General features: G+C 62.7%; 21 protein-coding genes and 1 other RNA gene. 15 read left to right on the forward strand and 7 right to left on the reverse strand.

Annotated elements, in window-relative coordinates; genetic code table 11:
• Positions 1 to 69: 69 nt before the first annotated feature.
• The 7 genes from recD2 to ompA all read right to left on the reverse strand — a co-directional run bounded on the left by recD2 (position 70) and on the right by ompA (position 7,723).
• Entirely contained in the window at positions 70 to 2,256 is a 2,187-nt protein-coding gene (recD2, locus tag BVG12_RS27830; protein WP_075795231.1) for an SF1B family DNA helicase RecD2, read from the reverse strand.
• Positions 2,257 to 2,333: 77 nt separating this feature from the next.
• Entirely contained in the window at positions 2,334 to 3,773 is a 1,440-nt protein-coding gene (locus tag BVG12_RS27835; protein ID WP_075795232.1) for a sensor domain-containing protein, read from the reverse strand.
• A 305-nt stretch (positions 3,774 to 4,078) separates the two neighbouring features.
• Positions 4,079 to 4,437: a transfer-messenger RNA gene (ssrA, locus tag BVG12_RS27840) on the reverse strand.
• A gap of 103 nt (positions 4,438 to 4,540) precedes the next feature.
• Entirely contained in the window at positions 4,541 to 5,203 is a 663-nt protein-coding gene (locus tag BVG12_RS35710) for a glycine zipper 2TM domain-containing protein (RefSeq protein ID WP_075795233.1), read from the reverse strand.
• 260 nt (positions 5,204 to 5,463) lie between these two features.
• Positions 5,464 to 6,171, reverse strand: coding sequence for an HAD family hydrolase (locus BVG12_RS27850; protein ID WP_075795234.1), 708 nt, complete (start codon positions 6,169 to 6,171; stop codon positions 5,464 to 5,466).
• 10 nt (positions 6,172 to 6,181) lie between these two features.
• Positions 6,182 to 6,889 (reverse strand): bifunctional 2-polyprenyl-6-hydroxyphenol methylase/3-demethylubiquinol 3-O-methyltransferase UbiG, encoded by a 708-nt coding sequence (gene ubiG / locus BVG12_RS27855; protein WP_075795235.1) that lies wholly within the window; start codon positions 6,887 to 6,889, stop codon positions 6,182 to 6,184.
• A gap of 117 nt (positions 6,890 to 7,006) precedes the next feature.
• Positions 7,007 to 7,723: an outer membrane protein OmpA gene (gene ompA / locus BVG12_RS27860; RefSeq protein ID WP_075795236.1), complete on the reverse strand. Its 717-nt coding sequence runs from the start codon at positions 7,721 to 7,723 to the stop codon at positions 7,007 to 7,009.
• Between the two features lie 395 nt (positions 7,724 to 8,118).
• On the opposite strand from ompA, the gene gyrA reads away from it, so the two are divergent.
• The 15 genes from gyrA (at position 8,119) to rfaE1 (ending at position 26,953) form a co-directional block, all read left to right on the forward strand.
• Entirely contained in the window at positions 8,119 to 10,734 is a 2,616-nt protein-coding gene (gene gyrA / locus BVG12_RS27865; RefSeq protein WP_075795237.1) for a DNA gyrase subunit A, read from the forward strand.
• A gap of 296 nt (positions 10,735 to 11,030) precedes the next feature.
• Positions 11,031 to 11,585, forward strand: coding sequence for a DUF2059 domain-containing protein (locus BVG12_RS27870; RefSeq protein WP_075795238.1), 555 nt, complete (start codon positions 11,031 to 11,033; stop codon positions 11,583 to 11,585).
• Between the two features lie 10 nt (positions 11,586 to 11,595).
• On the forward strand, positions 11,596 to 12,684 hold the full coding sequence (gene serC / locus BVG12_RS27875; RefSeq protein ID WP_075795239.1) for a 3-phosphoserine/phosphohydroxythreonine transaminase: 1,089 nt from the start codon (positions 11,596 to 11,598) through the stop codon (positions 12,682 to 12,684).
• A 178-nt stretch (positions 12,685 to 12,862) separates the two neighbouring features.
• The gene (gene pheA, locus BVG12_RS27880; RefSeq protein WP_075795240.1) at positions 12,863 to 13,933 is read left to right on the forward strand and encodes a prephenate dehydratase; all 1,071 of its coding nucleotides are present in this window, start codon (positions 12,863 to 12,865) and stop codon (positions 13,931 to 13,933) included.
• A gap of 45 nt (positions 13,934 to 13,978) precedes the next feature.
• Positions 13,979 to 15,106, forward strand: a complete 1,128-nt coding sequence (gene hisC, locus BVG12_RS27885) for a histidinol-phosphate transaminase (protein WP_075795241.1) — start codon at positions 13,979 to 13,981, stop codon at positions 15,104 to 15,106.
• The gene (locus tag BVG12_RS27890) at positions 15,106 to 16,014 is read left to right on the forward strand and encodes a prephenate dehydrogenase (RefSeq protein WP_075795242.1); all 909 of its coding nucleotides are present in this window, start codon (positions 15,106 to 15,108) and stop codon (positions 16,012 to 16,014) included. The genes hisC and BVG12_RS27890 overlap by 1 nt, the downstream gene beginning before the upstream one ends.
• Positions 16,011 to 17,342: a 3-phosphoshikimate 1-carboxyvinyltransferase gene (aroA, locus tag BVG12_RS27895; RefSeq protein ID WP_075795243.1), complete on the forward strand. Its 1,332-nt coding sequence runs from the start codon at positions 16,011 to 16,013 to the stop codon at positions 17,340 to 17,342. The genes BVG12_RS27890 and aroA overlap by 4 nt, the downstream gene beginning before the upstream one ends.
• A 133-nt stretch (positions 17,343 to 17,475) precedes the next feature.
• Positions 17,476 to 18,138, forward strand: a complete 663-nt coding sequence (cmk, locus tag BVG12_RS27900) for a (d)CMP kinase (protein ID WP_075795244.1) — start codon at positions 17,476 to 17,478, stop codon at positions 18,136 to 18,138.
• Between the two features lie 122 nt (positions 18,139 to 18,260).
• On the forward strand, positions 18,261 to 19,967 hold the full coding sequence (gene rpsA, locus BVG12_RS27905) for a 30S ribosomal protein S1 (RefSeq protein WP_075795245.1): 1,707 nt from the start codon (positions 18,261 to 18,263) through the stop codon (positions 19,965 to 19,967).
• A gap of 21 nt (positions 19,968 to 19,988) precedes the next feature.
• Positions 19,989 to 20,294 carry an integration host factor subunit beta gene (locus BVG12_RS27910; RefSeq protein ID WP_075795246.1) on the forward strand — a complete coding sequence of 102 codons (306 nt, stop codon included), beginning with the start codon at positions 19,989 to 19,991 and terminating at the stop codon, positions 20,292 to 20,294.
• 140 nt (positions 20,295 to 20,434) lie between these two features.
• A complete protein-coding gene (locus BVG12_RS27915) occupies positions 20,435 to 22,879 on the forward strand; it encodes a patatin-like protein (RefSeq protein WP_075795247.1) in 2,445 nt (814 codons plus the stop codon).
• A 169-nt stretch (positions 22,880 to 23,048) separates the two neighbouring features.
• A complete protein-coding gene (locus tag BVG12_RS27920; protein WP_075795248.1) occupies positions 23,049 to 23,354 on the forward strand; it encodes a LapA family protein in 306 nt (101 codons plus the stop codon).
• Positions 23,355 to 23,384: 30 nt separating this feature from the next.
• Positions 23,385 to 24,560: a lipopolysaccharide assembly protein LapB gene (lapB, locus tag BVG12_RS27925; RefSeq protein ID WP_075795249.1), complete on the forward strand. Its 1,176-nt coding sequence runs from the start codon at positions 23,385 to 23,387 to the stop codon at positions 24,558 to 24,560.
• Between the two features lie 13 nt (positions 24,561 to 24,573).
• Complete coding sequence (locus BVG12_RS27930) at positions 24,574 to 25,944, forward strand: UDP-glucose dehydrogenase family protein (RefSeq protein WP_075795250.1); 1,371 nt, start codon at positions 24,574 to 24,576, stop codon at positions 25,942 to 25,944.
• A 7-nt stretch (positions 25,945 to 25,951) separates the two neighbouring features.
• Positions 25,952 to 26,953, forward strand: a complete 1,002-nt coding sequence (rfaE1, locus tag BVG12_RS27935) for a D-glycero-beta-D-manno-heptose-7-phosphate kinase (RefSeq protein WP_075795251.1) — start codon at positions 25,952 to 25,954, stop codon at positions 26,951 to 26,953.
• Positions 26,954 to 26,988: the final 35 nt, after the last annotated feature.

Raw genomic sequence — 26,988 nt, forward strand, 5'->3', positions numbered from 1 at the left:
TTGCTGGTGATTGTGATGTGGATGTGTGGAACGTACATGAAACCGTTACTCTGACGCCAGTTAGAACGATCAAAGCGATACAAGTCGTTCCTTGAGTTTGGACCAACGGCGTTCCACCTGCTTGCCTTTGACGGCCATGGCCAACGCCTTCTTCTGGCCGACTAGCACGACCAGATTTTTCCCGCGAGTGATGCCGGTGTAGATCAGGTTCCGCTTTAACATCATGAAATGTTGGGTCGATACCGGGATGACCACGACCGGGTATTCCGAGCCCTGTGACTTGTGGATGGTCGTGGCGTAGCACAGCACCAATTCGTCGAGTTCACCAAAGGGATAGATCACGCTGCGGCCGTCAAAGTCGACAACGAGCTCTTCTTCCTCTCGATCAATGCCCGTGACGAATCCGATATCGCCGTTGTACACGTCGCGGTCGTAGTTGTTCTCAATCTGCATGACCTTATCACCGACGCTGAAGGCATAACCGAATTTCTCCACGCTGTTCTCGTTGGGCGGGTTCAGTGCCGCCTGCAACGCCTGGTTGATGCCTCGTGCACCGGTCATGCCCCGATTCATCGGGCACAGCACCTGAATATCGCGCACGGGATCAACGGCATATTTCTTTGGCAAGCGTGTTTTGACCAGGTCGACGACGATCGAGGCAATGGTTTCAGGCTCATCAGCGTGCACAAAATAAAAATCGGATTCCTCTCCTTTTTGAGGAAACGATGGATATACCCCCTGATTAATCTGGTGGGCACTGCGCACAATGCGTGACGACGCGGCTTGCCGAAACACTTCGGTAAGCCGGATGACGGGTACCGCGCCCGAGTCAATCAGGTCTGCCAACACCTGGCCTGGGCCAACCGAGGGAAGTTGATCGACGTCGCCCACCAAGATCACGGCCGAGCGGCTGGCGACTGCTTTGAGCAACTGGTTTGCCAAGGGGACGTCGATCATCGAACATTCGTCCGCGACCAGGAGGTCACAATCCAGCGGGGAATCTTCATTGCGCTTGAACTGGCCTGTCAGCGGATCAATCTCCAGCAAGCGGTGAATGGTCTTGGCTTCCAGGCCCGTCGATTCCGACAGCCGTTTGGCGGCGCGGCCGGTCGGCGCACAAAGCAAGGCCTTCACCTGCTTGGCGCGCATGATGGTCAGGATGGAGTTGACCAACGTCGTTTTGCCAACGCCAGGCCCGCCGGTGATCACTAACAGCTTGGATGCCAGGGCCAGGCGAATGGCGGCCTTCTGACTGTCAGCCAGAGTGATCGCCAACTTGTGTTCGACCCAGGGGATGGCCTTGTCTGCATCAAAATCGGGCCATGGTGGGCTCCCCCTTTTAAGGCGGTCGAGCTGTGTGGCAATCGATTGCTCGGCGTGATACAGCTGGGCGAGGAAGACGCAGGGGGCGCCGTCGACAGTCTCGGAAATCACCACTTCCTGCGCGATTTCCTCGGCAATGGCGGCTTCAATCGCCTGAGCAGGAATGTCCAGCAGCTTGACGGCAAGCTTGACCAATTCTGTGTAAGGCAGGCCGCAGTGTCCCTGCGAGGACGCTTCCGACAACGCGTAGGACACCCCCGCCTGGGCACGCATTGGCGCGTCTTTGGCGATGCCGATTTTCTGCGCAATGGTGTCGGCAGATAAAAACCCGATGCCCCGGATATCGCGCGCCAGCCGGTACGGATTCTCCGATACCACGGCAACGGCGTCCTGCCCGTAGGTTTTAAAAATCCGTACGGCCCGCGAGGTGGAAACACCATGGGCATGCAGGAAGACCATGATTTCGCGCACGATCTTCTGGTCGGCCCATCCGGACGTAATCTTTTTGGCCCGCTTGGCGCCGATACCATCGACTTCAAAGAGACGCTCCGGCGTGCGCTCGATGACGTCAAACACCTCGGCTCCAAACGCCTTGACCAGGCGGCCGGCGTAGATGGGGCCGATCCCCTTGACCATCCCGGAGCCGAGATAGCGTTCAATTCCAGTCAGGGTATTGGGAGGCGAAATTTTAAGGAACACGGCGCGGAATTGCCTGCCGTGCTCTCTGTCTGTGACCCAATTTCCAGAAGCGGAGGCATATTCGCCGGGAGTCACCGTTGGCGTGTAGCCCAGCACGGTGACCAGGTCGCGTTCACCCTTCACTTTCAGCCGTAGAACACAATAGCCGTTCTCACCGTTATGGTAGGTCACCCGCTCGACCAAGCCGGATAGCCGGTCCAGTTCCGTGCCGGAATTGGGAGCATGGTCGGTCATTTATGCATAGCCAATAGTCGTTAGTAATTTTTATGCGGTCACTAACTAACATAGATTGCTGTCGATGCGCACCAGGGCTACGCTACCATTTCCTCTTCAACCATCGTCCCGATCAAATCGGCAAAGATGCGCATCATATTTCGATCCCGCTCGTTCAGTGATTGGTCCGCGCTATAGCTAAAGCAACAGTAGGTACCGTATATTTTTCCGCTCTTTAGCACGATGGGGACACTGAGGTGAGCTCTCACCGGAAGCAATCGTGTTGCCGGGAGACTGAGCGCCTCATCGTTCAAAAACGCGTCAGGCATAATTTCGGGTAGTCTGCCGTCAACCACACGCTGGCAGTAACTCTCTTCCAGGCGATCCGCCCCTCCTGGGGCAATTGGCGGATTTTCCGCTTCGGCATCGACAAAGAGAAATTCCCGTTTGCCATCCGTAAATCGTGAAACGAATGCGACGTCCATGTTCAAATGCGTACGAATGGCTCGCAGCGATTCTTGAATGAAGTCAGGATTTTTTCTGTTCACTTGCGGTTTTACTAAAAAATTCGACAGAGGCGCCCTAATGACCTTTTGAGCAGCACTATCGTGCCTGTTGTCGTGGACGAATCGGAAGGTATTGCGACCGGATCTTTTTGCCTGGTACATGGCTTGGTCGGCTTGTCTGATTAAATCATCCACGCCAAGCGCCTGCCCTTCATACAACGCGATGCCAATGCTCGTTGTAATGTGCAGCCGGTCGCAGTCATTGACCGCAAAGTCGGTGGCCATGCTATCGATGATTTTTCGGGCGATGACACCTGCGCTGTCTTGGCCTGCTTGTTCTTCGGCAATCACCATGAACTCATCGCCACCCAAGCGGGCTACGAAATCGACTTGCCGTACTGCGCGCTTGAGACGCGCTCCGAATTCCTGTAGTACCAGGTCACCTATATCGTGTCCTAAACTATCATTCACACTTTTAAAATGGTCAATGTCCATAAACATGACAGCTACTGGACGTTTCGTACGCTGGACGCGATTCATCGTTTCCTGCAGTCTTTCATACAGAAAGCGTCGATTCGGTAATGACGTCAATGCATCAGTCCTAGCTAATTCTAATAAGGCACTTTCAGTGGCGTAACGTTCCTGTGCGTCGTGCAAAAAAGCAAAGAAGCTTGGCTGAGCGTTCGCCGTATAAACTGAAATGGTCATCTCGACCGAAAACAGGTCGCCTGAGCGACGTTGTGCCTGCAAGGTAACTCGGCGATTCAGCACTTTTTCGGCGCCTGTTGCAAGATAGCGCTCCATGCCTTCTGAGTGCGCTGCGCGCAGGTGCGGAGGGACGATCAGGTCGCCAAGCTTATGGCCAACGGCCTCAGTACGCTTCCAGCCAAAAATTGCCTCGGCTTGGGCATTCCAGTGAGTGATGCATCCGTGCGCATCCATGCCGATGAAGGCATCATGTGAGGTTTCAATGATTACATCGATCAGACCGCCATTTGCCGACGCAGCTTGCCTATTTGTTTTGCTCATCATCAAGTTCCATTTCACAAAAACGCCAATCTCTGCAATCCGTCCCTTCCCAATACCCAAAAACAAACTGCTTGATTCGTCCGCGCGTAAGTCATTGAATTATAATGTCATTGGTGTCACGCGTTGCGGACTTCCAGCGACTTAAATAGGGTTGAGCCGGAGAGAAAAACAGCCTGGAGAGAGAAGAAAGAGGCTCTTAGCGATCATTCCGGCCATGGGATGCAGTCCGCAAACACCCGCGCCAGCCCCCGCGAACACGCGGCGTTTTGCAAAAAAACGCCAACGGAGAGCCGTTGGCGTGGGTGTATTGGTGGAGGCGGCGGGAATCGAACCCGCGTCCGCAAGCACTCTACAGACAGTTCTACATACTTAGCACTATCTTTTAATTTAACCTGGACATCGGGGATGTGCACCCTCTGTACAAGCGAGTTACCTTAAATTTCGGAAGCAACCAAGTAACCCGGTTGAATCCTAGCCTCTGTAAATGACTCTACTTGCCTTGCGGCCCACCCCAGAGGCGAGGTAGTGTAGAGCTAGCAGCGATTAGGCTGCGAGTGCGTACGAGTTATCGTTTGCAGTTATTGATTTCTGGATGTATTTACGAGGTAACCAGTCCTCGGTATGCCCTGTTCTGCTTTGCAACCCACGTCGAAACCAGGTCGCCCCCAGAAAGAGAATGTTCATTGTACCGCAATCGGCCAGTGAACGGAGAGCCCTTGACGCGCCCTCACACCCGATATGGGTGCGAGGTGCGGAGAATCAAGTGATGCTTAACGACCCTGGTTCTGGTTGGCGATCTGGTTGCCCAGCATGCCGCCGCCGATGATGCCGGCGACCGTCGCCAGTTTGCGGCCGTTGCCGCTGCCGACCTGGTTGCCCAGCAGGCCACCCACGACGGCGCCGGTGCCGATGGCGACGTAGTTCGGCTGCGGTGCCGGACGCGGTGCCGGCTCACGATAGACCGGTGCATCGTTCTGGACATAGTTCGTGTGGTGCACGGTGTGGCGCGGAGCCGGTTTTGCCGGGACTTCCCTGATCACGGTTTCCTTGATCACGACCGGGGCCGGCTGGGCGCTTGCGACTGCCGGCTGGGCATAAGCAGCTTGCGTCGGCTGGGCGTAAGCACCTTGTGTCGGCTGGGCGTAAGCACCTTGTGTCGGCTGGGCGTAGGCCGCTTGCGTCGGCTGGGCGTATGTACCTTGCGTCGGCTGGCCGTAAGCGGCCTGCACCGGTTGCATGCCTTGCGGCGCTTCCGCAGCCATCGGCAGGGCGCCGGCCTGGGCCGTCGTGGCACCTGCCTCAGGTGCGCTGTGCGAGCTCGGCAGGAAGCCGGTGATCGCGGCCGTGCCGGCCAGGCTGACGACGATGACGGACACTGCGGCAGCGGCCATCAGCGGGTGGATGCGGGAAGTGGCGGTCTTGATCGTTTCCATGTTATCTGCTCCTGAGACGTTGTTGTCGTATGGCTGTAGATTACCGAGGGGAATTGCGGAGAGATAGACGATTCCCTGTATCAATCGTAAAGATATGTAAATGGCGGGCTGGAACGGTCTAACGAAGAGCGAGAAAGTGGCGGAATATTGCAACTAACCGACCAGCGAGGCCATGGCAGGGCGCAAACAAGACGCGAAATCGACCGGTCCGCGTCACAGCCCATGATCGTGGGCAGGACGCGGACATGGAAACAATGGATTTAAGCGGCCGTTTGCGCCGCCCTGGCCGCGTCGGCCAGCTCGAGCAGCATCTGCAGCAGATCACGCGGCGTATCGAGCTGATAGTCCGCACCCCACGTCGCCGGATCGATGGAGCCACAATAGCCCCAGTTACACGCCACCGTGACCATGCCCGCGGCCCGGCCTGCTTCGATGTCGCGCTGGTCGTCGCCCACGTACCAGCAACGGGTCGGATCGATGTCCAGGCGGCGGGCGGCTTCCAGCAGCGGGGCGGGGTGGGGTTTCGGGTGCGGCGTCGTGTCGCCCGAGATCACGCAGCCCGCGTGCGCCAGGCCGATCATCGGCACGAGCGGATCGGTAAAACGCGCCGGCTTGTTGGTGACGATGCCCCAGGCCATGCCGGCCGCGGCGAGGCCGTCCAGCAGGTCCGTGATGCCGTCGAACAAGGTGCTGTGCACGGCCATGTTGGACTGGTAGCGTTCGAACCATTGCACGCGCAGTTCTTCATAGCCCTCGTCGCCCGGAGCGAGGCCGAAGGCGGCGCCGATCATGCCGCGGGCGCCGGCCGAGGCGGTCGGACGCAGGAGGGCATACGGCGTCAGCTCCAGGCCGCGCTCGGCGCGCATCCAGTTGACGGCGGCCGCGAGGTCGGGGGCGGTGTCGGCCAGGGTGCCGTCGAGGTCGAACAGGACGGCGCGCGGCGCGGGCAGGGCAGAAGAAAATGTCATGAGTCGGTACTTAAAGCGGTTTGCTGCAGGCCATCATGTAGTTGACGTCGGTGTCCTGGTTCAGCGAGTAGATCTTGGTCAGCGGGTTGTACGTCAAGCCCTTCAGCCCGTCGACGATGAGGCCGGCGTCGCGCACGAAGTTCGACAGTTCGGCCGGCGTGATGAATTTGGCATAGTCGTGGGTGCCGCGCGGCAGCATGCGCAGCACGTATTCGGCGCCGACGACGGCGAACAGATACGATTTGACGTTGCGGTTCAGGGTCGAGAAGAACACGCGGCCGCCCGGTTTGACGAGGGTCGCAGCGGCGCGCACGATGGCGGCCGGGTCGGGGACGTGCTCGAGCATTTCCATGCAGGTCACGACGTCGTACTGGCCCGGTTCTTCTGCGGCCATGTCCTCGGCGGCGATCAGTTTATAGCGCACTTCCACGCCCGATTCCAGGCTGTGCAGGTCGGCCACCTTGAGGGCCTTCTTCGACAAATCGATGCCGGTGACCTTGGCGCCCTTGCGCGCCATGGATTCGGCCAGGATGCCGCCGCCGCAGCCGATGTCGATGACGTTCTTGCCGGCCAGCGGCACGCGCGCGTTGATCCATTCCAGGCGCAACGGGTTGATGTCGTGCAGCGGACGGAATTCGGACGTCGGGTCCCACCAGCGGTGGGCCAGTTCACTGAATTTCTGGATCTCTAAGGGATCGGCGTTGGTCGTCGTAGTCATAGGACGGAATGATAGCGGAAATGGGTAGCCGGCACGGATGGGATCGCGAAAAAAAGCGTGTCCACCCAGACATAAAAAAACCCCGCCGAAGCGGGGTTGTTCTGGCGTCCGGCAGGATTACTGCTGCTGGGTGCTGCGGGTACCGACGACTTCGATTTCCACGCGGCGGTTCTTCGCACGGCCGGCGGCGGTCTTGTTGTCGGCGACCGGCTGCTTCTCGCCTTTGCCTTCGGTGTACACGCGGTTTGCTTCCACGCCCTTGCTCTGCAGGTAAGCCTTGACGGCTTCAGCGCGGCGCACGGACAGTTTCTGGTTGTAGGCATCGGTGCCGACCGAGTCGGTGTGGCCGACGGCGATGATGACTTCCAGGTTGATGTCTTTCAGCTTCGTGACCAGGTCATCCAGCGATGCCTTGCCGGCCGGCTTCAGCACGGCTTTGTCGAAGTCGAAGAAGGCGTCGGCCGAGTAGCTCACTTTTTCCGAGGTCGGGACCGGAGCCGGTGCCGCGGCCGGAGCCGGGGCGGCAGGTGCCGGAGCGGCGACCGGCGGCGGCGGCGGTGCGACGCACTTGCCGTTTTCCAGACGCTCGGGTTCCACGCACAGCGGTGCGTCGCAGCCCGGGACCGCGTCGGCCGGGGTCCAGTAGCCGGTGCGCCAGCACAGACCGAAGGGATTACGGGCGATGACACCACGGGCATCCTGCACGTAAGCGCTGTACGGCGTGCGAGCCTGAATATCGGTGGTCAGCGGCGCATACGGCGGCGCACTTTGCGCGGATGCGCTGCCCGCCATCGCGGCCGTAGCTGCGAATACGAGGGTTGCCAATTTATTCATATTATTTCTTCCTTTCGGTAAAATCTTCTAGCAGCGAAACTGCTCAGAGGCAATAAGACGTGAGCATAATAGTAACACTCGAGACAACATGTCAGTTCCGCATTGTGAAACAAGCAATTAACGTCTCGGCCATTTTGCCACATACGCCACATCCGCACGAACCGGCGGCGACCAATTGCCGTGCATGCTATTTGCTGCGTTGTTTCTGCGCAACAAGGTGTCGGCAAGCGCCTGCAAGCTTGACGAATATTTATGACAGGCATGTGTCATTGCGCTAATTGTGCCAGTTTGCTATCGCCTCCGCTTGCGGCCGAAATGCGTTGCTGATAGGTCTGCCGTGATAAAATCATGGGCTTGGAATTTAAATTTTTAGCCTGAAGGCGTCGACCCGCACAATGGATCAATTCGCAAAAGAAACAGTTCCAATTTCACTGGAAGAAGAGATGCGCAAGAGCTACCTCGATTACGCCATGAGCGTGATCGTGGGCCGTGCTCTGCCGGACGTGCGCGACGGTTTGAAGCCCGTGCACCGCCGCGTGCTGTACGCGATGCACGAGATGAACAACGTGTGGAACCGCCCCTACCTGAAGTGCGCGCGCGTGGTCGGCGACACGATGGGTAAATACCACCCGCACGGCGACGCGTCGATCTACGACACCCTGGTCCGCATGGCCCAGGATTTCTCGCTGCGCTACACGCTCGTGGACGGGCAGGGCAACTTCGGTTCGATCGACGGCGACTCCGCCGCGGCGATGCGTTACACCGAGTGCCGCCTGGACAAGATCTCGAACGAACTGCTGGCCGACATCGACAAGGACACCGTCGACTTCCAGCCGAATTATGACGGCAAGGAAAAAGAACCGACGGTCCTGCCGACGCGCATCCCGAACCTGCTGATCAACGGCTCGTCCGGCATCGCGGTCGGCATGGCGACGAACATCCCGCCGCACAACCTGTCGGAAGTGATCAACGGCGCGCTGCACGTCCTCAGGAATCCCGATTGCACGATCGACGAGCTGATCGAGCTGATCCCCGCGCCGGACTTCCCGACGGCCGGCATCATCTACGGCGTCTCGGGCGTGCGCGACGGTTACCGCACGGGCCGCGGCCGCGTCGTGATGCGCGCCAAGACCCACTTCGAGGAATACGGCAAGGACGGCGGCCGCATCGCGATCATCGTCGACGAGCTGCCGTACCAGGTCAACAAGAAATCGCTGCTGGAGCGCATCGCCGAAAACGTGCGCGACAAGAAGCTGGAAGGCATTTCCGATATCCGCGACGAGTCCGACAAGTCGGGCATGCGCGTCGTGATCGAGCTGAAGCGCGGCGAAGTGCCGGAAGTCGTGCTGAACAACCTGTACAAGCAGACCCAGTTGCAGGATACATTCGGCATGAACATGGTGGCGCTTGTCAACGGCCAGCCGAAGCTGCTGAACCTCAAGCAGATGCTGGAGTGCTTCCTGTCGCACCGCCGCGAAGTGGTCACGCGCCGCACCGTGTTCGAACTGCGCAAGGCGCGCGAACGCGGCCACATGCTGGAAGGCTTGGCCGTCGCACTGGCCAACATCGACGACTTCATCGCGATCATCAAGGCCGCGCCGACGCCGCCGGTCGCGAAGACGGAGCTGATGGCGCGCGCCTGGGATTCGTCGCTCGTGCGCGAGATGCTGAACCGCACCGAACTGGGTGCCTCCGGCGGCATCGAGGCGTTCCGTCCGGAGCACCTGCCGAAGCACTACGGCATGCAGACCGACGGCCTGTATAAACTGTCGGACGAGCAGGCCCAGGAAATCCTGCAGATGCGCCTGCAGCGCCTGACGGGCCTGGAGCAGGACAAGATCATCAACGAGTACCGGGACGTGATGCTGCACATCGCCGACCTGCTCGACATCCTGGCCCGCCCGGAGCGCGTCACGCAGATCATCACGGACGAGATGCTGCACGTGAAGTCCGAGTACGCCGACAACGGCAAGGACACGCGCCGTTCCGCGATCGAGCAGAACGCGTCCGACCTGGAAACGGAAGACCTGATCACGCCGCAGGACATGGTCGTCACGCTGTCGCACACGGGCTATATGAAATCGCAGCCGATTTCCGAATACCGCGCGCAGAAGCGCGGCGGCCGCGGCAAGCAGGCGATGGCGACGAAGGACGAGGACTGGATCGACCAGCTGTTCATCGCGAACACGCACGACTACATGCTGTGCTTCAGTAACCGCGGCCGGATGTACTGGCTGAAGGTGTGGGAAGTGCCGCAAGGTTCGCGCAACTCGCGCGGCAAGCCGATCGTGAACATGTTCCCGCTGCAGGACGGCGAGAAGATCACGGTGATCCTGCCGCTGTCGGGCGAGAACTCGACGTTCCCGGAAGACCATTACGTGTTCATGTCGACGAGCCTCGGCACGGTCAAGAAGACGCCGCTGCGCGACTTTTCCAACCCACGCAAGGCCGGCATCATCGCCGTCGACCTGGACGAGGGCGACTTCCTGATCGGCGCGGCGCTGACCGACGGCAAGCACGACGTGATGCTGTTCTCGGACGCCGGCAAGGCCGTGCGCTTCGACGAGAACGACGTGCGTCCGATGGGCCGTACGGCGCGCGGCGTGCGCGGCATGAACTTGGAAGAGGGCCAGAACGTGATCGCGCTGCTGGTCGCCGAGAACGAGCAGCAGTCGGTGCTGACCGCGACCGAGAACGGCTTCGGCAAGCGTACCCCGATCACGGAGTACACGCGCCACGGCCGCGGCACCAAAGGCATGATCGCGATCCAGACGTCGGAACGCAACGGTAAAGTCGTCGCCGCGACGCTGGTCGACCAGACGGACGAGATCATGCTGATCACGACCGGCGGCGTGCTGATCCGCACCCGCGTGGCCGAGATCCGCGAGATGGGCCGCGCCACCCAAGGCGTGACCCTGATCGCGGTGGAAGACGGCACCAAGCTGTCCGGCCTGCAGCGCGTCGTCGAGACCGATCTCGAGGAAACCGAGCTGGAGCCGGCACCGGAATAAGCCGGTTCATGCGCCAAAAAGCCGCCCCGACGCTTGCGTCCTGGCGGCTTTTTTTTAGTCGGAAGCCATCGAGCCGCCACTCCCGCCATGCTGAAGCACAATTCGGAGTCTTGAAGGCATCGCAGCGGGCTTAATAGCCGACTTCGGAAGTCAGTATGGATTCCCGCTTTTGCGGGAACGACGTAGAAATCCGGGCGGTTGAGGATTTTTTGCAAGTTTCGTGCGAAAATCGAGGTCCCCGCATTGTCTATGCCGGAAATGCAAGCCCCCAGCTCCAGCTCTCATCAAGGATATTCGTGAAGAAATCTCTCGCCGCCATCGCCTCCGCCATCATCGTCACCTGTGCCCCCGCCGCGTTTGCCGCGACGCCGGTGCCGTCCGCCGACCCGGCCGTCGTCGCCGCCACCAAGCAGATGATGGCGTCGATGAAGCTGCGCGACGTGATGCTGGCGTCGCTGAAGCAGGCGGACCAGCAGATCCCGGCCCAGATGGCCGCGTCGCTGAACGCGATGATCGACGGCGACGCGACCATGAGTCCCGACGAGAAGGCCGACGCGCGCAAGAAGCTCGAGCACGCGCTGCCGACGCTGACCGCGGAGATGCATTCAACGCTGACCGACCCGGGCCTCGTCGACGACATGCTGGCGGAAATGGTGCCGCTGTACGCCGAAACCTATACGCTGAACGAGATCCGCCAGCTGTCCGCGTTCTACGCGTCGCCGCTGGGTCAGAAGATGCTGGCCAACATGCCGACGCTGATGAGCCGCAGCGTGGAGATCAGCAACCGCCTGATGGTGCCGCGCATCCAGAAGATGATGGCGCAAAGCGCGCAAAGCATCGTCGGCAAGTAAGGAGCAGGCGATGACCCACGTTTATAACTACTCCGCCGGCCCGGCCGTCCTGCCGAAAGAAGTCCTGCGCCAGGCCGCCGAAGAGATGCTGGACTGGCACGGCAGCGGCATGTCCGTGATGGAGATGAGCCACCGCGGCCCCGAATTCATTTCGATCGCGAAGCAGGCCGAAGCCGACCTGCGCGAACTGCTGGCCATCCCGGCCAACTATAAAGTCTTGTTCATGCAGGGCGGCGGCTTGGGCCAGAACGCCATCACGCCGCTGAACATGCTGGGCCGCAAGGCGCAGCCCGCGACCATCGATTTCGTCCACACGGGGTCGTGGTCCGGCAAGTCGATCAAGGAAGCGAAGCGCTATGCGAACGTGAACGTCGCCGCGTCGGGCGAAGCGAGCCGCTTCACGACCGTGCCGCCGCAGGACACGTGGCAGCTGAGCGACAACGCCGCCTACCTGCACCTGTGCACCAACGAGACCATCGACGGCGTCGAGATCGACTTCGTGCCGACGGTGCAGGGCGATACGCCGCTGGTCGTCGACATGTCGTCGCATATCCTGTCGCGCACGATCGACGTGTCGAAGTACGGCGTGATCTTCGCCGGCGCGCAGAAGAACATCGGCCCGGCGGGCCTGACGATCACCATCGTGCGCGAGGACCTGCTCGATCACGCGCTGCCGATCTGCCCGGGCGTGTTCAACTGGCGCGCCGTGGCCGAGGCGGACTCGATGCTGAACACGCCGCCGACGTATGCGATCTATATCGCGGGCCTCGTGTTCGCGCACCTGAAAAAACTGGGCGGCGTGGCCGAGATGGAACGCCGCAACATCGAAAAAGCGCGCCTGCTGTACGCGGCGCTGGACGCCGACGATTTTTACCGGAATCGTGTGGCGCCCGAATATCGCTCGCGCATGAACGTACCGTTCTACCTGCGCGATGAGTCGTTGAACGAACAATTCCTGGCCGGCGCCAAAGCGCGCGGCCTGCTGCAACTGAAGGGCCACAAGTCCGTCGGCGGTATGCGGGCATCGATCTACAACGCGATGCCGATCGAGGGCGTGCAAGCCCTGGTCGATTATTTGAACGAGTTCGCGGGGCGCTGAGGCGCCGCCAACCGTCGTTCCCGCGCAGGCGGGAACCCATGCGGAGCTTCCGAAGGCGGGCTACCAGGCGCGCCGCGATGTTTCCAGGATATCGGCTCCTGCGCCTCAGTATATGGATCCCCGCGAAGGCGCCCGCCAGGGCGGGGATGACGGGCGAACCGAAACCCATGAGCAGACAATGACAGACAAACTCAAACCCCTGCGTGAACAGATCGATGCGATCGACGCGCAAATCCTCGAACTCCTCTCCCGCCGCGGCAAGGTCGCGCAGGAGGTCGGCTACGTCAAGGCCGAGACGAACGCTCCCGTGTTCCGCCCCGAGCGCGAGGCGCAGGTGCTGCGCGGCGTCGCCGAGCGCAATCCCGGTCCGCTGAAAAACCAGGACGTGCAGACGATCTTCCGCGAGATCATGTCGGCCTGCCGCGCGCTGGAAAAGCGCGTGACGGTCGCGTTCCTCGGCCCCACCGGCACGTTCAGCGAGCAGGCGGTGTTCCAGCAGTTCGGCAGCGCCGTCGAAGGCCTGCCGTGCGTGTCGATCGACGAAGTGTTCCGGGCCACCGAGGCCGGCACCGCCGACTACGGCGTCGTCCCCGTCGAGAACTCGTCCGAGGGCGCCATCAACCGCACGCTCGACCTGATGCTCGCGACGACCACCATCATCAGCGGCGAGGTGTCGATCCCCGTGCACCACAGCCTCATGACGAAGACGGGCAGCATGGATGGCGTGAAGGTCGTCTGCGCCCACTCGCAGGCGCTGGCCCAGTGCCAGGTGTGGCTCAACCTGCACCACCCGGGCATCGAGCGCCGCGCCGTCGCGTCGAATGCCGAAGCCGCCGTGCTGGCGAGCCAGGATCCGACCGTCGCCGCGATCGCCAGCGAGATGGCCGGCGAACAGTACAAATTGGGCGTGGTGCAGGCCCACATCCAGGACGACCCGCACAACCGCACGCGCTTCGTGATCATCGGCAGCCAGGCCACGGGCCCGTCCGGCCGTGACCGCACGTCGATCGTGCTGGCCGTGCCGAACAAGGCCGGCGCCGTCTACAGCCTGCTCGCGCCGCTGGCCAAGCACGGCGTGTCGATGACGCGCTTCGAATCGCGGCCCGCGCGCATCGGCACGTGGGAGTACTACTTCTACGTCGACGTCGAAGGCCATATCGCCGATGCCGCCGTCGGCCGTGCGCTCGAAGAGCTCAAGGACAACGCCGCCTTCTTCAAGGTATTGGGGTCGTACCCCGTTGGCCTCTGAGTCACAGAATCATCCTATATAGCCAAGAGAATCCAAGAGAATCCCATGTCGCAATTCGGTCCAGACTACGTCCGCGCCATCGCCCCTTACCAGGCCGGCAAACCCATTTCCGAAGTCGCCCGCGAGTTCGGCCTCGATGAAGCCAATATCGTCAAGCTGGCCTCCAACGAAAACCCGTTCGGCGTTCCCGAATCGGCCAAGGCCGCGATGCTTGCAGCCGCCGCTGAACTCGGCCGCTATCCGGACGCCAACGGTTTCGAGCTGAAAGCCGCGCTGGCCAAGCGCTACGACGTGCCGGCCGACTGGATCACGCTCGGCAACGGCTCCAACGACATCCTCGAGATCGCCGCCCACGCCTTCGTGCAGAAGGGCCAGGCCGTCGTCTATGCGCAGTACTCGTTCGCCGTGTACGCGCTGGCCACGCAAGGCGTCGGCGCGCGCGGCATCGTGGTTCCGGCCAAGAACCACGGCCACGACCTCGAGGCGATGGCGGCCGCCATCGACGCGGACACGCGCCTCGTCTACATCGCCAACCCGAACAACCCGACCGGCACGTTCATCCCGGCAGCCGAGATCGAAGCGTTCCTGGCCAAGGTGCCGGCGTCGGTCGTCGTCGTGCTGGACGAGGCGTACAACGAATATCTGGAACCGAAGGACCAGTTCGAATCGACGCAGTGGGTGCGCAAATACCCGAACCTGATCGTGTCGCGCACGTTCTCGAAAGCGTACGGCCTCGCGGGCCTGCGCGTCGGTTTCGCGATCGCGCAGCCGGCCGTGACGGACCTGATGAACCGCATCCGCCAGCCGTTCAACGTGAACTCGCTGGCGCAGGCGGCCGCTATCGCGGCGCTGAACGATAAGGAATTCCTGCAGAAGGGCTTCGACAACAACCGCGCCGGTTACAAGCAGCTAACAAAGGTGTTCGAGGAACTCGGCCTGGAATACGTCCCGTCGTACGGCAACTTCGTGCTGGTGAAAGTGGGCGACGACGAAGGCGCGGGCGCCCGCGTGAACGTGGCGCTGCTGAAGCAGGGCGTGATCGTGCGTCCGGTCGGCGCGTACGGCCTGCCGCAATGGCTGCGCATCTCGATCGGCCTGCCGGAAGAGAATGCGCGCTTCATCGAGGCGCTCAAGCGAGCGCTCGTCACGACGAGCGCGAGCGCGCAGGGCTGATGTTTACGAAAATTGTCATCGTCGGCGTCGGCCTGATCGGCGGCTCGTTCGCGCTGGGCCTGAAGGCGGCCGGCGCTGCGGGCCACGTGGTGGGCCTGGGACGCTCCGCGCAGGCGCTGGCGCGCGCGCGCGAACTCGGGATCATCGACGAAGCGGCGGCCTCGCCGCAGGACGCCATGCGCGGTGCCGACCTCGTGCTGCTGGCGGCGCCCGTCGCGCAGACGGGGCCGATTCTGGCCTCGTTGCTGCCGTATCTGGAGCCGCAGACGATCGTCACGGATGCCGGCAGCACCAAGTCGGACGTCGTGGCGGCCGCGCGCGCCGCGCTGGGCGACCGCATCGACCAGTTCGTGCCGGGCCACCCGATCGCGGGCCGCGAGTCGAACGGTCCGGACGCCGCGATCCCCGACCTGTACCGCGGCAAGAAGACGGTCCTCGCGCCGCTCGCCGAAAATGCACCGGAAGCGATCGAGCGCGTGGCCGCCGCGTGGCGCACCTGCGGTGCCGTCATCCACATGCTCACGCCGCAGGAACACGACAAGGTGTTCGCCGCCGTCAGCCATCTGCCGCATCTGCTGGCGTATGCGCTCGTCGACGACATCGCCAACAAGCCGCACGCCGATCTGCTGTTCCAATATGCCGCCAGCGGTTTCCGCGACTTCACCCGCATTGCCGGGTCGTCGCCCGAAATGTGGCGCGACATCAGCCTCGCGAACCGCGACGCGCTGCTCGGCGAACTGGATGCCTATCTCGCTCAATTGACACACCTCCGCGCACGGCTCGCCGCCGGCGACGGTGCCGCGCTGGAGGCGACCTACGCCAACGCCCAGCGCGCCCGCCGCGCGTGGAACGAAGCGATCGAAGCCGCGGAAAAACCGCCGGCGCCCGATCAGGAATCAGGAAAATGACACAGTCTAAAATCTATCCCCAGCACATCGACCTCGAACCCGTGATGCGCGTGCAGGGCACCGTACGCCTGCCGGGATCGAAGAGCATCTCCAACCGCACCTTGCTGCTGGCCGCCCTGTCCGAAGGCACGACGACCATCCACGACCTGCTCGCGTCGGACGACACGTCCGTCATGCTGGATGCCCTCAAAAAGCTCGGCATCCGGTGGGAGCAGATCGACGACCGCACGCACGTCGTGCACGGCGCGGGCGGCTTGCTGCCCGTCGGCCAGGCCGACCTGTTCATGGGGAATGCGGGCACCGCGATCCGTCCGCTGACGGCGGCGCTGGCCGTGATCGGCGGCGACTACACCTTGCACGGCGTCGAGCGCATGCACGAGCGTCCGATCGGCGACCTGGTCGACGCGTTGAACGCCGTGGGCGCGAACATCGAATACACGGGCAACCCGGGCTACCCGCCGCTGCACATCCGCGCGGGCAAGGTGCAGCCGGACCGCATCGCCGTGCGCGGCAACGTGTCGAGCCAGTTCCTCACCGCGCTGTTGATGTCCGCGCCGTTGATGGCGGTGTCGCACCCGGTCACGATCGAGGTCGTGGGCGAACTGATTTCGAAGCCGTACATCGAGATCACGCTGAACCTGATGCGCCGCTTCGGCGTGACGGTCGGCCAGGACGGCTGGGCGTCGTTCACCGTGCAGCCGGGCCAGAAGTACCAGAGTCCGGGCAGCATCCACGTCGAGGGCGATGCGTCGTCGGCGTCGTACTTCCTGGCCGCGGGCGCGATCGCCGGCGGTCCGGTGCGCGTGGAAGGCGTCGGCAAGGATTCGATCCAGGGCGACGTGCGCTTCGCCGACGCGCTGGCCGCGATGGGCGCGACGATCACGAAGGGCGACAACTGGATCGAGGCGAAGTCGAACGGCGTCCTGAAAGCCATCGACGCGGACTTCAACCACATTCCGGACGCCGCGATGACGATCGCCGTCGCCGCGCTGTACGCGGACGGCACGAGCCTGCTCCGCAACATCGCCAGCTGGCGCGTGAAGGAGACGGACCGCCTGGCCGCGATGGCGACGGAGCTGCGCAAGGTCGGCGCGACGGTGGAAGAGGGCCCGGACTACCTCCGCGTGACGCCGCCCGACACGCTGTCGCCGGCGACGATCGACACCTACGACGATCACCGGATGGCAATGTGCTTCTCGCTGGCGTCGCTCGATGGCGCGGCGCGGCGCGGCAATGCCATGCGCATCAACGATCCGAAGTGCGTGGCCAAGACGTTTCCGGATTATTTCGAAACATTTTCCGGGATCGCCCAAGACGATTTATCCTGACGGGATCGCGCGGTCGTTAAACGTTGGTTGAACGCGTGGACGACGGAATCGTCCACCCTGCGGTAGGGTGGACGGGTTCCCCGTCCACGCGTTCATATATATATTGTGCACATCGCATAAATCGAAGAATCACATGTCGAACTCGAATATTCCCGTCATTACGATCGACGGCCCGACCGCCTCGGGCAAGGGCACGGTGGCCCACAAGGTCGCCGACCGCCTGGGTTTCCACCTGCTGGATTCCGGGGCGCTGTACCGCCTCACGGCGCTGTCCGCGCTGCGCCGCGGCACCGACATGCGCGACGAGCACGCGCTCGCCAAGGTGGCCGAACACCTGAACGTCCGCTTCAACGGCGACCACATCTACCTGGGCACGGAAGAGGTGAGCAACGCCATCCGCCTCGAGGACGTGGGCAACATGGCGTCGAAGATCGCCGCGCTGCCGGGTGTCCGCCAGGCGTTGTACGCTTTGCAACTGAGCTTCCGCGAGACGCCCGGCCTGGTCGCCGACGGCCGCGATATGGGCACGGTGATCTTTCCTGGCGCGAAGCTGAAGGTGTTCTTGACGGCAAGTGTTGAGGCACGTGCGCAACGCCGGTATAAGCAATTGATTGACAAAGGTTTTTCTGCTAATATGGACGATCTGCTGGCGGATTTGCAGGCCCGCGACGCGCGCGATACGCAGCGCGCCGTGGCGCCGCTGGTGCCGGCAGAAGGGGCGCACATCCTCGATACCTCGCAAATGACGGCTGACGAAGCCGTCGAACAGGTACTTGCCTGGTATGCGCATCCCTGATTAGCAGCAAGCGCCGCGCGAGCGGCGTGTTGGGTGCCCGGGGCCGGTTGCCGCGGGTGTGGTTCAACTTGACCCAGTTCAGATCGCATATGGCCGATCTGCTGGCTAACATCTCAAAACTTATGGCTACTGCAGCAAATCAAGATACCGGTATGGAAAGCTTCGCAGCACTCTTCGAAGAGTCGCTGGCCCGTCAAGACATGCGTTCGGGCGAAGTCATCTCCGCCGAAGTCGTGCGTCTGGATCACAACTTCGTGATCGTCAACGCCGGCCTGAAGTCGGAAGCTTTCATCCCCATCGAAGAATTCAAGAATGACCAGGGCGAACTGGAAGTCAACGTGGGTGACTTCGTTTCCGTGGCCATCGAATCGCTGGAAAACGGTTTCGGCGATACCATCCTGTCGCGCGACAAGGCCAAGCGCCTGGCTTCGTGGCTGGCTCTGGAAAAAGCAATGGAATCGGGCGAAATCGTCACCGGTACCGTGAACGGTAAAGTCAAAGGCGGCCTGACCGTCCTGACCAACGGCATCCGCGCATTCCTGCCGGGTTCGCTGGTCGACACCCGTCCGGTCAAGGACACGACCCCGTTCGAAGGCAAGACCCTGGAATTCAAGGTCATCAAGCTGGACCGCAAGCGTAACAACGTCGTGCTGTCGCGTCGCGCCGTCATCGAAGCATCGATGGGCGAAGAGCGTGCGAAGCTGATGGAAACGCTGAAGGAAGGCACGGTCGTCACCGGCGTCGTCAAGAACATCACCGACTACGGTGCGTTCGTCGACCTGGGCGGCATCGACGGCCTGCTGCACATCACCGACCTGGCATGGCGCCGTGTGCGTCACCCGTCGGAAGTCCTGTCGGTCGGTCAAGAGATCACCGCCAAGGTCCTCAAGTACGATCAGGAAAAGAACCGCGTCTCGCTGGGCGTCAAGCAACTGGGCGACGATCCGTGGACCGGCCTGTCGCGTCGCTACCCGCAAGGCACCCGCCTGTTCGGCAAGGTCACGAACCTGACCGACTACGGTGCGTTCGTGGAAGTCGAGCAGGGCATCGAAGGCCTGGTGCACGTCTCGGAAATGGACTGGACCAACAAGAACGTGGCGCCGAACAAGGTTGTCCAGCTGGGCGACGAAGTCGAAGTCATGGTCCTGGAAATCGACGAAGAGCGTCGCCGTATCTCGCTGGGCATGAAGCAGTGCAAGGCGAATCCGTGGGACGATTTCGGCATGACCCACAAGAAGGGCGACAAGGTCAAAGGTCTGATCAAGTCGATCACCGACTTCGGCGTGTTCATCGGCCTGCCGGGCAACATCGACGGCCTGGTGCACCTGTCCGACCTGTCGTGGACCGAGCCGGGCGAAGAAGCCGTCCGCCGCTTCAAGAAGGGCGACGAGCTGGAAGCCGTCGTGCTGGCGATCGACGTCGAGCGCGAGCGTGTCTCGCTGGGCGTCAAGCAGCTGGAAGGCGACCCGTTCAACACCTTCGCATCGCTGAACGACAAGGGCACCCTGGTCACCGGCACGGTGAAATCGGTTGAGCCGAAAGGCGCCGTGATCGCGCTGAACGACGAAGTCGAAGGCTACCTGCGCGCTTCGGAAATCTCGCGCGACCGCGTGGAAGATGCCGGCACCCACCTGAAAGTGGGCGACAAGGTCGAAGCCCTGGTCATCAACATCGACCGCAAGGCACGCAGCATCCAGCTGTCGATCAAGGCCAAGGACAACGCCGAGACCCAGGAAGCCATGCAGAAGCTGGCTTCGGACAACAGCGCAGCAACCGGCACCACGTCGCTGGGCGCCCTGCTGAAGGCCAAGTTCGACAACAAAGGCTAATCCCTTTCGGAAGCTAAGCAGATGACCAAGTCCGAGCTGATCAACCGCCTCGCCGAGCGCTATTCTCAGCTGGTGGCAAAAGACGCCGAGTTTGCCGTCAAGACCATCCTCGATGCGATGACCAACGCTCTGTCGAGCGGCCAGCGCATCGAGATCCGCGGTTTCGGCAGCTTTGCACTGAACAGCCGGCCGCCCCGCATCGGCCGCAATCCGAAGTCCGGCGACAAGGTGATGGTGCCCGAAAAACGGGTGCCCCACTTCAAACCGGGCAAGCAGTTGCGCGAGCGGGTCGACGCGATGGTCGGGCAGCCGATCATCGAAGACTGAAGCGTCTGCGTCGAGCCGACAAAAACGGCGTCCCTCACGGGCGCCGTTTTTTTTTGTGCCGCGGCAGTGCCGCTGGCAGCCGGACAGTCTTGGGAATAGAATGATCTTGCCATTTCCCCATGAGATGGAAGAATCCGGCGATGAAACAGAAAGAATTACGGCTGGCTATCGTATTCTTCGGCGGCGTGTCGCTGGCCGTCTATCAGCACGGTATCAACCGCGAAATCCTCAACCTGGTGCGCACCTCGAACCTGTACGACCGGGGCCGGACAGGGATGGAAGGCAGCCCGTCGCCGATGCACCGGCACTACCCCGACGAGCCGGAGCGATCGACGGGCGACGTTTATTATCGGTTCCTCGACACGGTCGGCAAGGAACTCGACCTGCACGTGATCGTCGACGTGGTGTCCGGCGCCTCCGCCGGCGCAATGAACGGGGTCGCGCTCAGCCGGGCCCTCGCCCACGATCTCAGCCTGGCGCCCTTGACCGACATGTGGTTGGCCGAGGCGGACATCAGTGAATTGCTGGACGAGCAGGCCAAGGCGAAGCGCTGGAGCAAATGGTTTTTCTGGCCCTTCGTCGGACCGCTGCTGTCCCGGCTCAAGCACGAAGGCCTCATCATCGGCCCCGTCGACGCCGAAATGCGGGAACGGGTGTCGTTATTCCTCCGCTCGCGCTGGTTCAAGCCGCCGCTCGACGGCCGCCGCCTCACGACCCTGATCCTCGACGGCCTCACCATGATGGAGCGTCCGGGCACTGCCGGCGCATCGCTGGTTCCCGCGGGCACGCGATTGGACTTGCTGGTCACGGCGACGGATTTCCGCGGCCTCGACCGCTCGATCTTCATCCACGACCCGCCCGTGCTGACCGAACGCGAACACAGGCGGCCCTTCCATTTCCAGCTCTACCATGAAAAGAGCGGGCATCTGCGCAGCGACTTCGACCTCGACAGCGTGCCGTCGCTCGCATTCGCCGCACGCGCCTCGGCATCGTATCCCGGGGCGTTTCCTCCCGCCCAGATCCGTGAAGTGGATGATCTGTTGGCAAAGCGTCACCGGCCATGGCCCGCGCGTGCGCAATTTATTAAACAGAATTTCGGTGGATATCGCGATCAAAGAAAGGATCCCGAGGACGCCGTGCTGGTCGACGGCAGCATCCTCGACAACAAGCCGATCAAGGCGACCCTGGAGGCGATCCGCGCGCATAGCGCATTCCGCGAGGTCGACCGCCGCCTGATCTTCATCGACCCGCACTCCCAGCTCGACAAGCCGGCGCCGGGCACGGAGGTGCCGGGTTTCTTCGCGACCCTGCGCGGGGCGCTCTCCGACCTGCCGCGCACCGATCCGACCTACAAGGAGCTGGCCGACGTCGGGCGTTACAACAAGCAAGTGCGGCGACTGAAGCAGGCGATCGCCTACGCCCGCCCGCAAGTGGCGAAACTGGTCGACCAGGCCACCGAGGGCAAGTCCAACGGCCGGTTTACCGTGAACGATCTCCGCCACTGGCGCCTCAGCTCGACCAACGCCCTGGCCGCCACGCCGATCGTTTACGATTCCTTCATGCGGACCCTGGTGCTGGAGTCGCTGGATTTTGTCGCTGACCTCATCGCCGGCGCGTGCGGCTTCGCGAGCGAATCGACCGCGACGCACCGGGTGCACGAGGCGGTGGAACTGTGGGCCGCACAACACGCCATCCTGCTTGCGGACTCTTACTACGCAGCGGAAAACGCCTATGAAAACGTCGACATGCCTGCGTTCGCCAAAATGACGATCGACTTCGGCGTCGTGTACAAGAAACGCCGCCTGAATTTCGTGCTGCACGAGATTAACGACCTGTACGACACGGGCGAGGCGGGCGCGGCGGCGGCGGAAGACCTCGATCTCATCAATATCCAAGTCCACAAGCTCATCGATGCAATGTCGATGTACGACGATGCCGGTTTCCTCAGCGAGCGCGCGGTTGCCATGTGCCGCAAGCTCTTCACGCCCCTGACCGCAAGCCGGGTGGACATCGCCCGGTTCGTCGCCGACCGGGACGCGGACTTGACCGCGCTGGTCCGGCGCCTGGGCTTCGAATGCGACCTGGCGGGCAAGAACGATGACGCGGACACGTTGCTGTCGTCGGCGCTGGTGCAGAACCTGGAACCGCGCTACCGGACCGCCATCCTCACCGGGTACCTCGGCTATTTTTATTGGGACGTCATCCTGCACCCCGTCGTCAGCGCGCTGGCGCTGGAAACCGGACCGATCGAAGAGATCCTGGTCGATCGCATCAGCCCCGACGACGCGCTCAGCCTCGCTCCGCCCGGCAACCCGCGCGTCCTCCTGGGCGGGACGTTCGCCGGTTTCGGCGGTTTTCTCAATCGCGCGACGCGGGAAAACGACTACCTGTGGGGCCGGTTGCATGCGGTCGACCGGCTGTTCGACATCCTGGCCAGCACCTTGCCGAGCGCAATCTGGGCCACGATCGACCTTCACGCATTGAAGAAGGCGGGGTTCGAATGCGTGATCGAGGAGGAGGCGCGGCGGTTGCGCCTCGTCCCGGACCTGGTGGGCCGGCTGCGCGACGCCATCGCGGCGTTTTGACTTGCCCATCCCGGCAAAGATGTAACCGCACATTGCATCCCCGATGCCGTTCGTGCAACCCACGTATAATCACGCCGCATGCGCACAACGGCCGGGCTGGCCGTCCTATGAATATCGTTTCAAATATGCGACACTGCGCCTTTGCCGTCTTTCCACTCGGGACCTGCTGATGAAACTCGTCTCCACCATCGTCGGTTGCCTGCTGTTCGTCCTGTTTTTCAGCTTCGCCCTGAAGAACACGCACCAGGTCGACCTGCACTTCTTCCTGAACTACGAGGTGAGGGGGCCGCTGGTGCTGATGCTGCTGGCGTTTTTCATCGCCGGCGCCTTCCTCGGCATCCTGGCCGTGACGCCGACCGTGTTCCGCCACCGCCGCGAAAGCTCGCAGCACAAGCACACGATCCAGGCCCTGCAAAACGCGGCCGGCACCGCCGCCGGCGCACCGCAGCCGGACGGCATCGCGCCGCGCGGCTGAACGAAACTGAGTAATCAATAAGAACAACATATGGAATTTGAAATCTGGTGGCTGCTCGGCATCCCCGTCTTTTTTGCACTTGGCTGGATCGCCGCCCGTGTCGACATCAAGCAACTCGTCTCCGAATCGCGCAGCCTCCCGCGCGGCTATTTCAAGGGCCTGAATTTCCTCCTCAACGAGCAGCCGGACAAGGCGATCGACGCGTTCATCGAGATCGTCAAGCTGGACCCGGAAACGGCCGACATGCACTTCGCGCTCGGCAACCTGTTCCGCCGCCGCGGCGAGACCGAGCGCGCGATCCGCGTCCACCAGAACCTGTTGTCGCGTCCCGACCTGCCGATCGAGCAGCAGGTGCACGCCCAGTACGAACTGGGGATGGACTACCTGAAGGCGGGCCTCCTCGACCGCGCCGAGGAAACGTTCAATCTGCTCGTCGACACGCAATACGGCGTGCAGGCGCGCCGCGCGCTGCTGGAGATCTTCCAGCGCGAAAAGGAATGGCGCCGCGCGATCGCCGCCGCCGAAGGCTTGCAGGAATCGGGCGCCGGCGCCCACCACAAGGAGATCGCCCAGTTTTATTGCGAGCTGGCGCAGGACGCCCTCGTGCACATGCAGTCGGACGAAGCGAAGGCCTTGCTGGACAAGGCCCTGCAGGCCGACCGCAAGAGCGTGCGCGCGACGATGCTGTACGGCGACGCGCTGGTGGCCGAGGGCGATATCGAGGGTGCGCTGAAGACGTGGCGCCGCGTCGAGCAGCAGAGCGTGCCGCACGTGGCCCTCGTCGCCACGCGTCTGATGGACGGCTACCGCAAGGTCGGCCGGCCGCAGGAAGGCGTCAACCTGCTGCGCTCCTACCTGGAAGAAGTGTCGTCGATTGATCTGATCGAGGTTGTCTTCAAGGCCGTCATTGAACTCAACGGCGTCGACGCTGCCAAACAGCTGGTGGTGGAAGAGCTGCGCCGCAATCCGACCCTGCTCGGTCTCGACAAATTGCTGGAAGCGCGCCTGATGGACGCGCCGGCGAACGTCTGGGAAGAGCTGTCGATGGTGAAGAATCTGGTGCACGGATACACGCAGAAACTGGCGCGTTACCAGTGCAGCCACTGTGGTTTCAAGGCGCGCCAGTATTATTGGCAATGCCCGGGGTGCAGCAAGTGGGAGACCTACCCGCCGCGCCGTACCGAAGAACTGAATGTGATGAACTAAGCTAAAGCGAACCATGAAGATTACGATTATCGGCACCGGCTACGTCGGTCTCGTCACCGGCGCGTGCCTGGCGGAACTCGGCAACGACGTCTTTTGCCTCGACGTCGACCAACGCAAGATCGACCTGCTGAACAACGGCGGCATCCCCATCCACGAACCGGGCCTGGAAGAAGTCGTCGCGCGCAACCGCGCGGCCGGCCGCCTGCAGTTCTCGACGGACGTCGCCGCCAGCGTCGCGCACGGCCAGCTGCAGTTCATCGCCGTCGGCACCCCGCCGGACGAAGACGGCTCCGCCGACCTGCAATACGTGCTGGCCGCCGCCCGCAACATCGGCCGCCACATGGACGGCTACAAGGTCATCGTCGACAAGTCCACGGTGCCCGTCGGCACGGCCGACCGCGTCGCCGCCGCGCTGCGCGAAGAGTTGCGTGCGCGCGGCGAGGAGAGCATGGAATTCGCCGTCGTCTCGAATCCCGAATTCCTGAAGGAAGGCGCGGCCGTCGAAGACTTCATGCGTCCGGACCGCATCGTCATCGGCCACGACGACACGCCAGCGGGCCACCGCGCGCGCGACCTCATGAAGCTGCTGTACGCGCCGTTCAACCGCAACCACGAGCGCGTCTACTGGATGGACGTGCGCTCGGCGGAGTTCACGAAATACGCCGCCAACGCGATGCTGGCCACGCGCATCTCGTTCATGAACGAACTGGCGAACCTGGCCGACCAGGTGGGCGCCGACATCGAAGCCGTCCGCCACGGCATCGGTTCCGACCCGCGCATCGGCCACAGCTTCCTGTACGCCGGCGCCGGCTACGGCGGCTCGTGCTTCCCGAAGGATGTGCAGGCGCTCGAGCGCACGGCGCGCCAGTACGACCAGGAACTGTTGATCCTGCGCGCCGTGGAAGCCGTCAACGACCGCCAGAAGCAGGTGCTGGGCCGCAAGGTCGTGCAGCGCTTCGGCGCAGACCTGACGGGCATGAAGTTCGCGGTCTGGGGCCTCGCATTCAAGCCGAACACGGACGATATGCGCGAAGCGCCGTCGCGCGTGCTGCTGAAGGAACTGATCGAGCGCGGTGCCACCGTCGCCGTGCACGACCCGGTCGCGATGGACGAGGCAAAGCGCGTGCTGGCGCTCGACCTGAACGACGCCCAGCTGGCGCGCATCGATTTCAAAAAGACGCCGATGGAAGCGCTGGATGGTGCCGAAGCTCTGGTGATCGTCACCGAATGGAAGGCGTTCCGCAGCCCGGACTTCGAGCAGATCAAGGCGCGCCTCAAGCACCCCGTGATCATCGACGGCCGCAACCTGTTCGAGCCGCCGCTGATGACGGGCCTCGGCATCGAATACCACGGCATCGGCCGCTCCGTCCTGACGGGCAAGTGAGGCGCGCATGACCAGCACCATCGCCAGCCGCCTGCTGCCGACCGACAGCTACCGCCAGGCCGAGGCGCCGCAACTCGACAGCGTGCGCCTGCTCGTCGTGGGCGACGTCATGCTCGACCGCTACTGGTTCGGCGACGTCTCGCGCATTTCGCCGGAAGCGCCGGTGCCCGTCGTGCGCATCGAGCGCCGCGAGGAGCGCCTGGGCGGCGCCGCCAACGTGGCGCGCAACGCGGCGGCCCTGGGCACGCATTGCGGCCTGCTGGGCGTGGTCGGTGCCGACGAGGCGGGCGACCACGTCGAGCGCATCCTGCGCGAATCGAGCATCCACAGCTACCTCAAGCGCGACGAGGCGATCTCCACGATCATCAAGCTGCGCGTGATCGGCCGCCAGCAGCAGATGGTGCGCATCGACTTCGAGGACGCGCCGACGGAAACGACCTTGCGCGACAAGCTCACGCAGTTCAAGGCGCTGCTGCCGGACTACGACGTGATCATCCTGTCCGACTACAACAAGGGCAGCCTGGTCAACGTGGCGGAGATGATCCGCGCCGCGCGCGCGGCCGGCAAGACCGTCATGGTCGACCCGAAAGGCGACGATTTCACGCCGTACGCGGGCGCCACGATGCTCACGCCGAACAAGTCGGAACTCAAGCGCATCGTCGGCAGCTGGAAGACGGAAGACCAGCTGACGGAAAAGGCGCAGCAGCTGCGCACCGACCTGGGCCTGGAAGCGCTGCTGCTGACCCGCTCGGAAGAGGGCATGAGCCTGTACACGGCGAACGAGGTCCTGCACGTCCACGCGGACGCGCGCGAAGTGTTCGACGTCTCCGGCGCCGGCGACACCGTCATCGCGACGATGGCCGCCATGCTGGGGGCCGGCGCGTCGTTGCCGGAAGCGCTGGCGACCGCGAACCGCGCGGGCGGCATCGTCGTCGGCAAGCTGGGCACGGCGACCGTCACCCGCGACGAGTTGTTCGCGCAGCGCCGCAAGGACGACGGCTACGCGTGATTGCGGAATCGCACATCGCGCCGTCAACCCATCGT

Source organism: Massilia putida, from assembly GCF_001941825.1.
Taxonomy (GTDB): Bacteria; Pseudomonadota; Gammaproteobacteria; order Burkholderiales; family Burkholderiaceae_D; genus Telluria; species Telluria putida.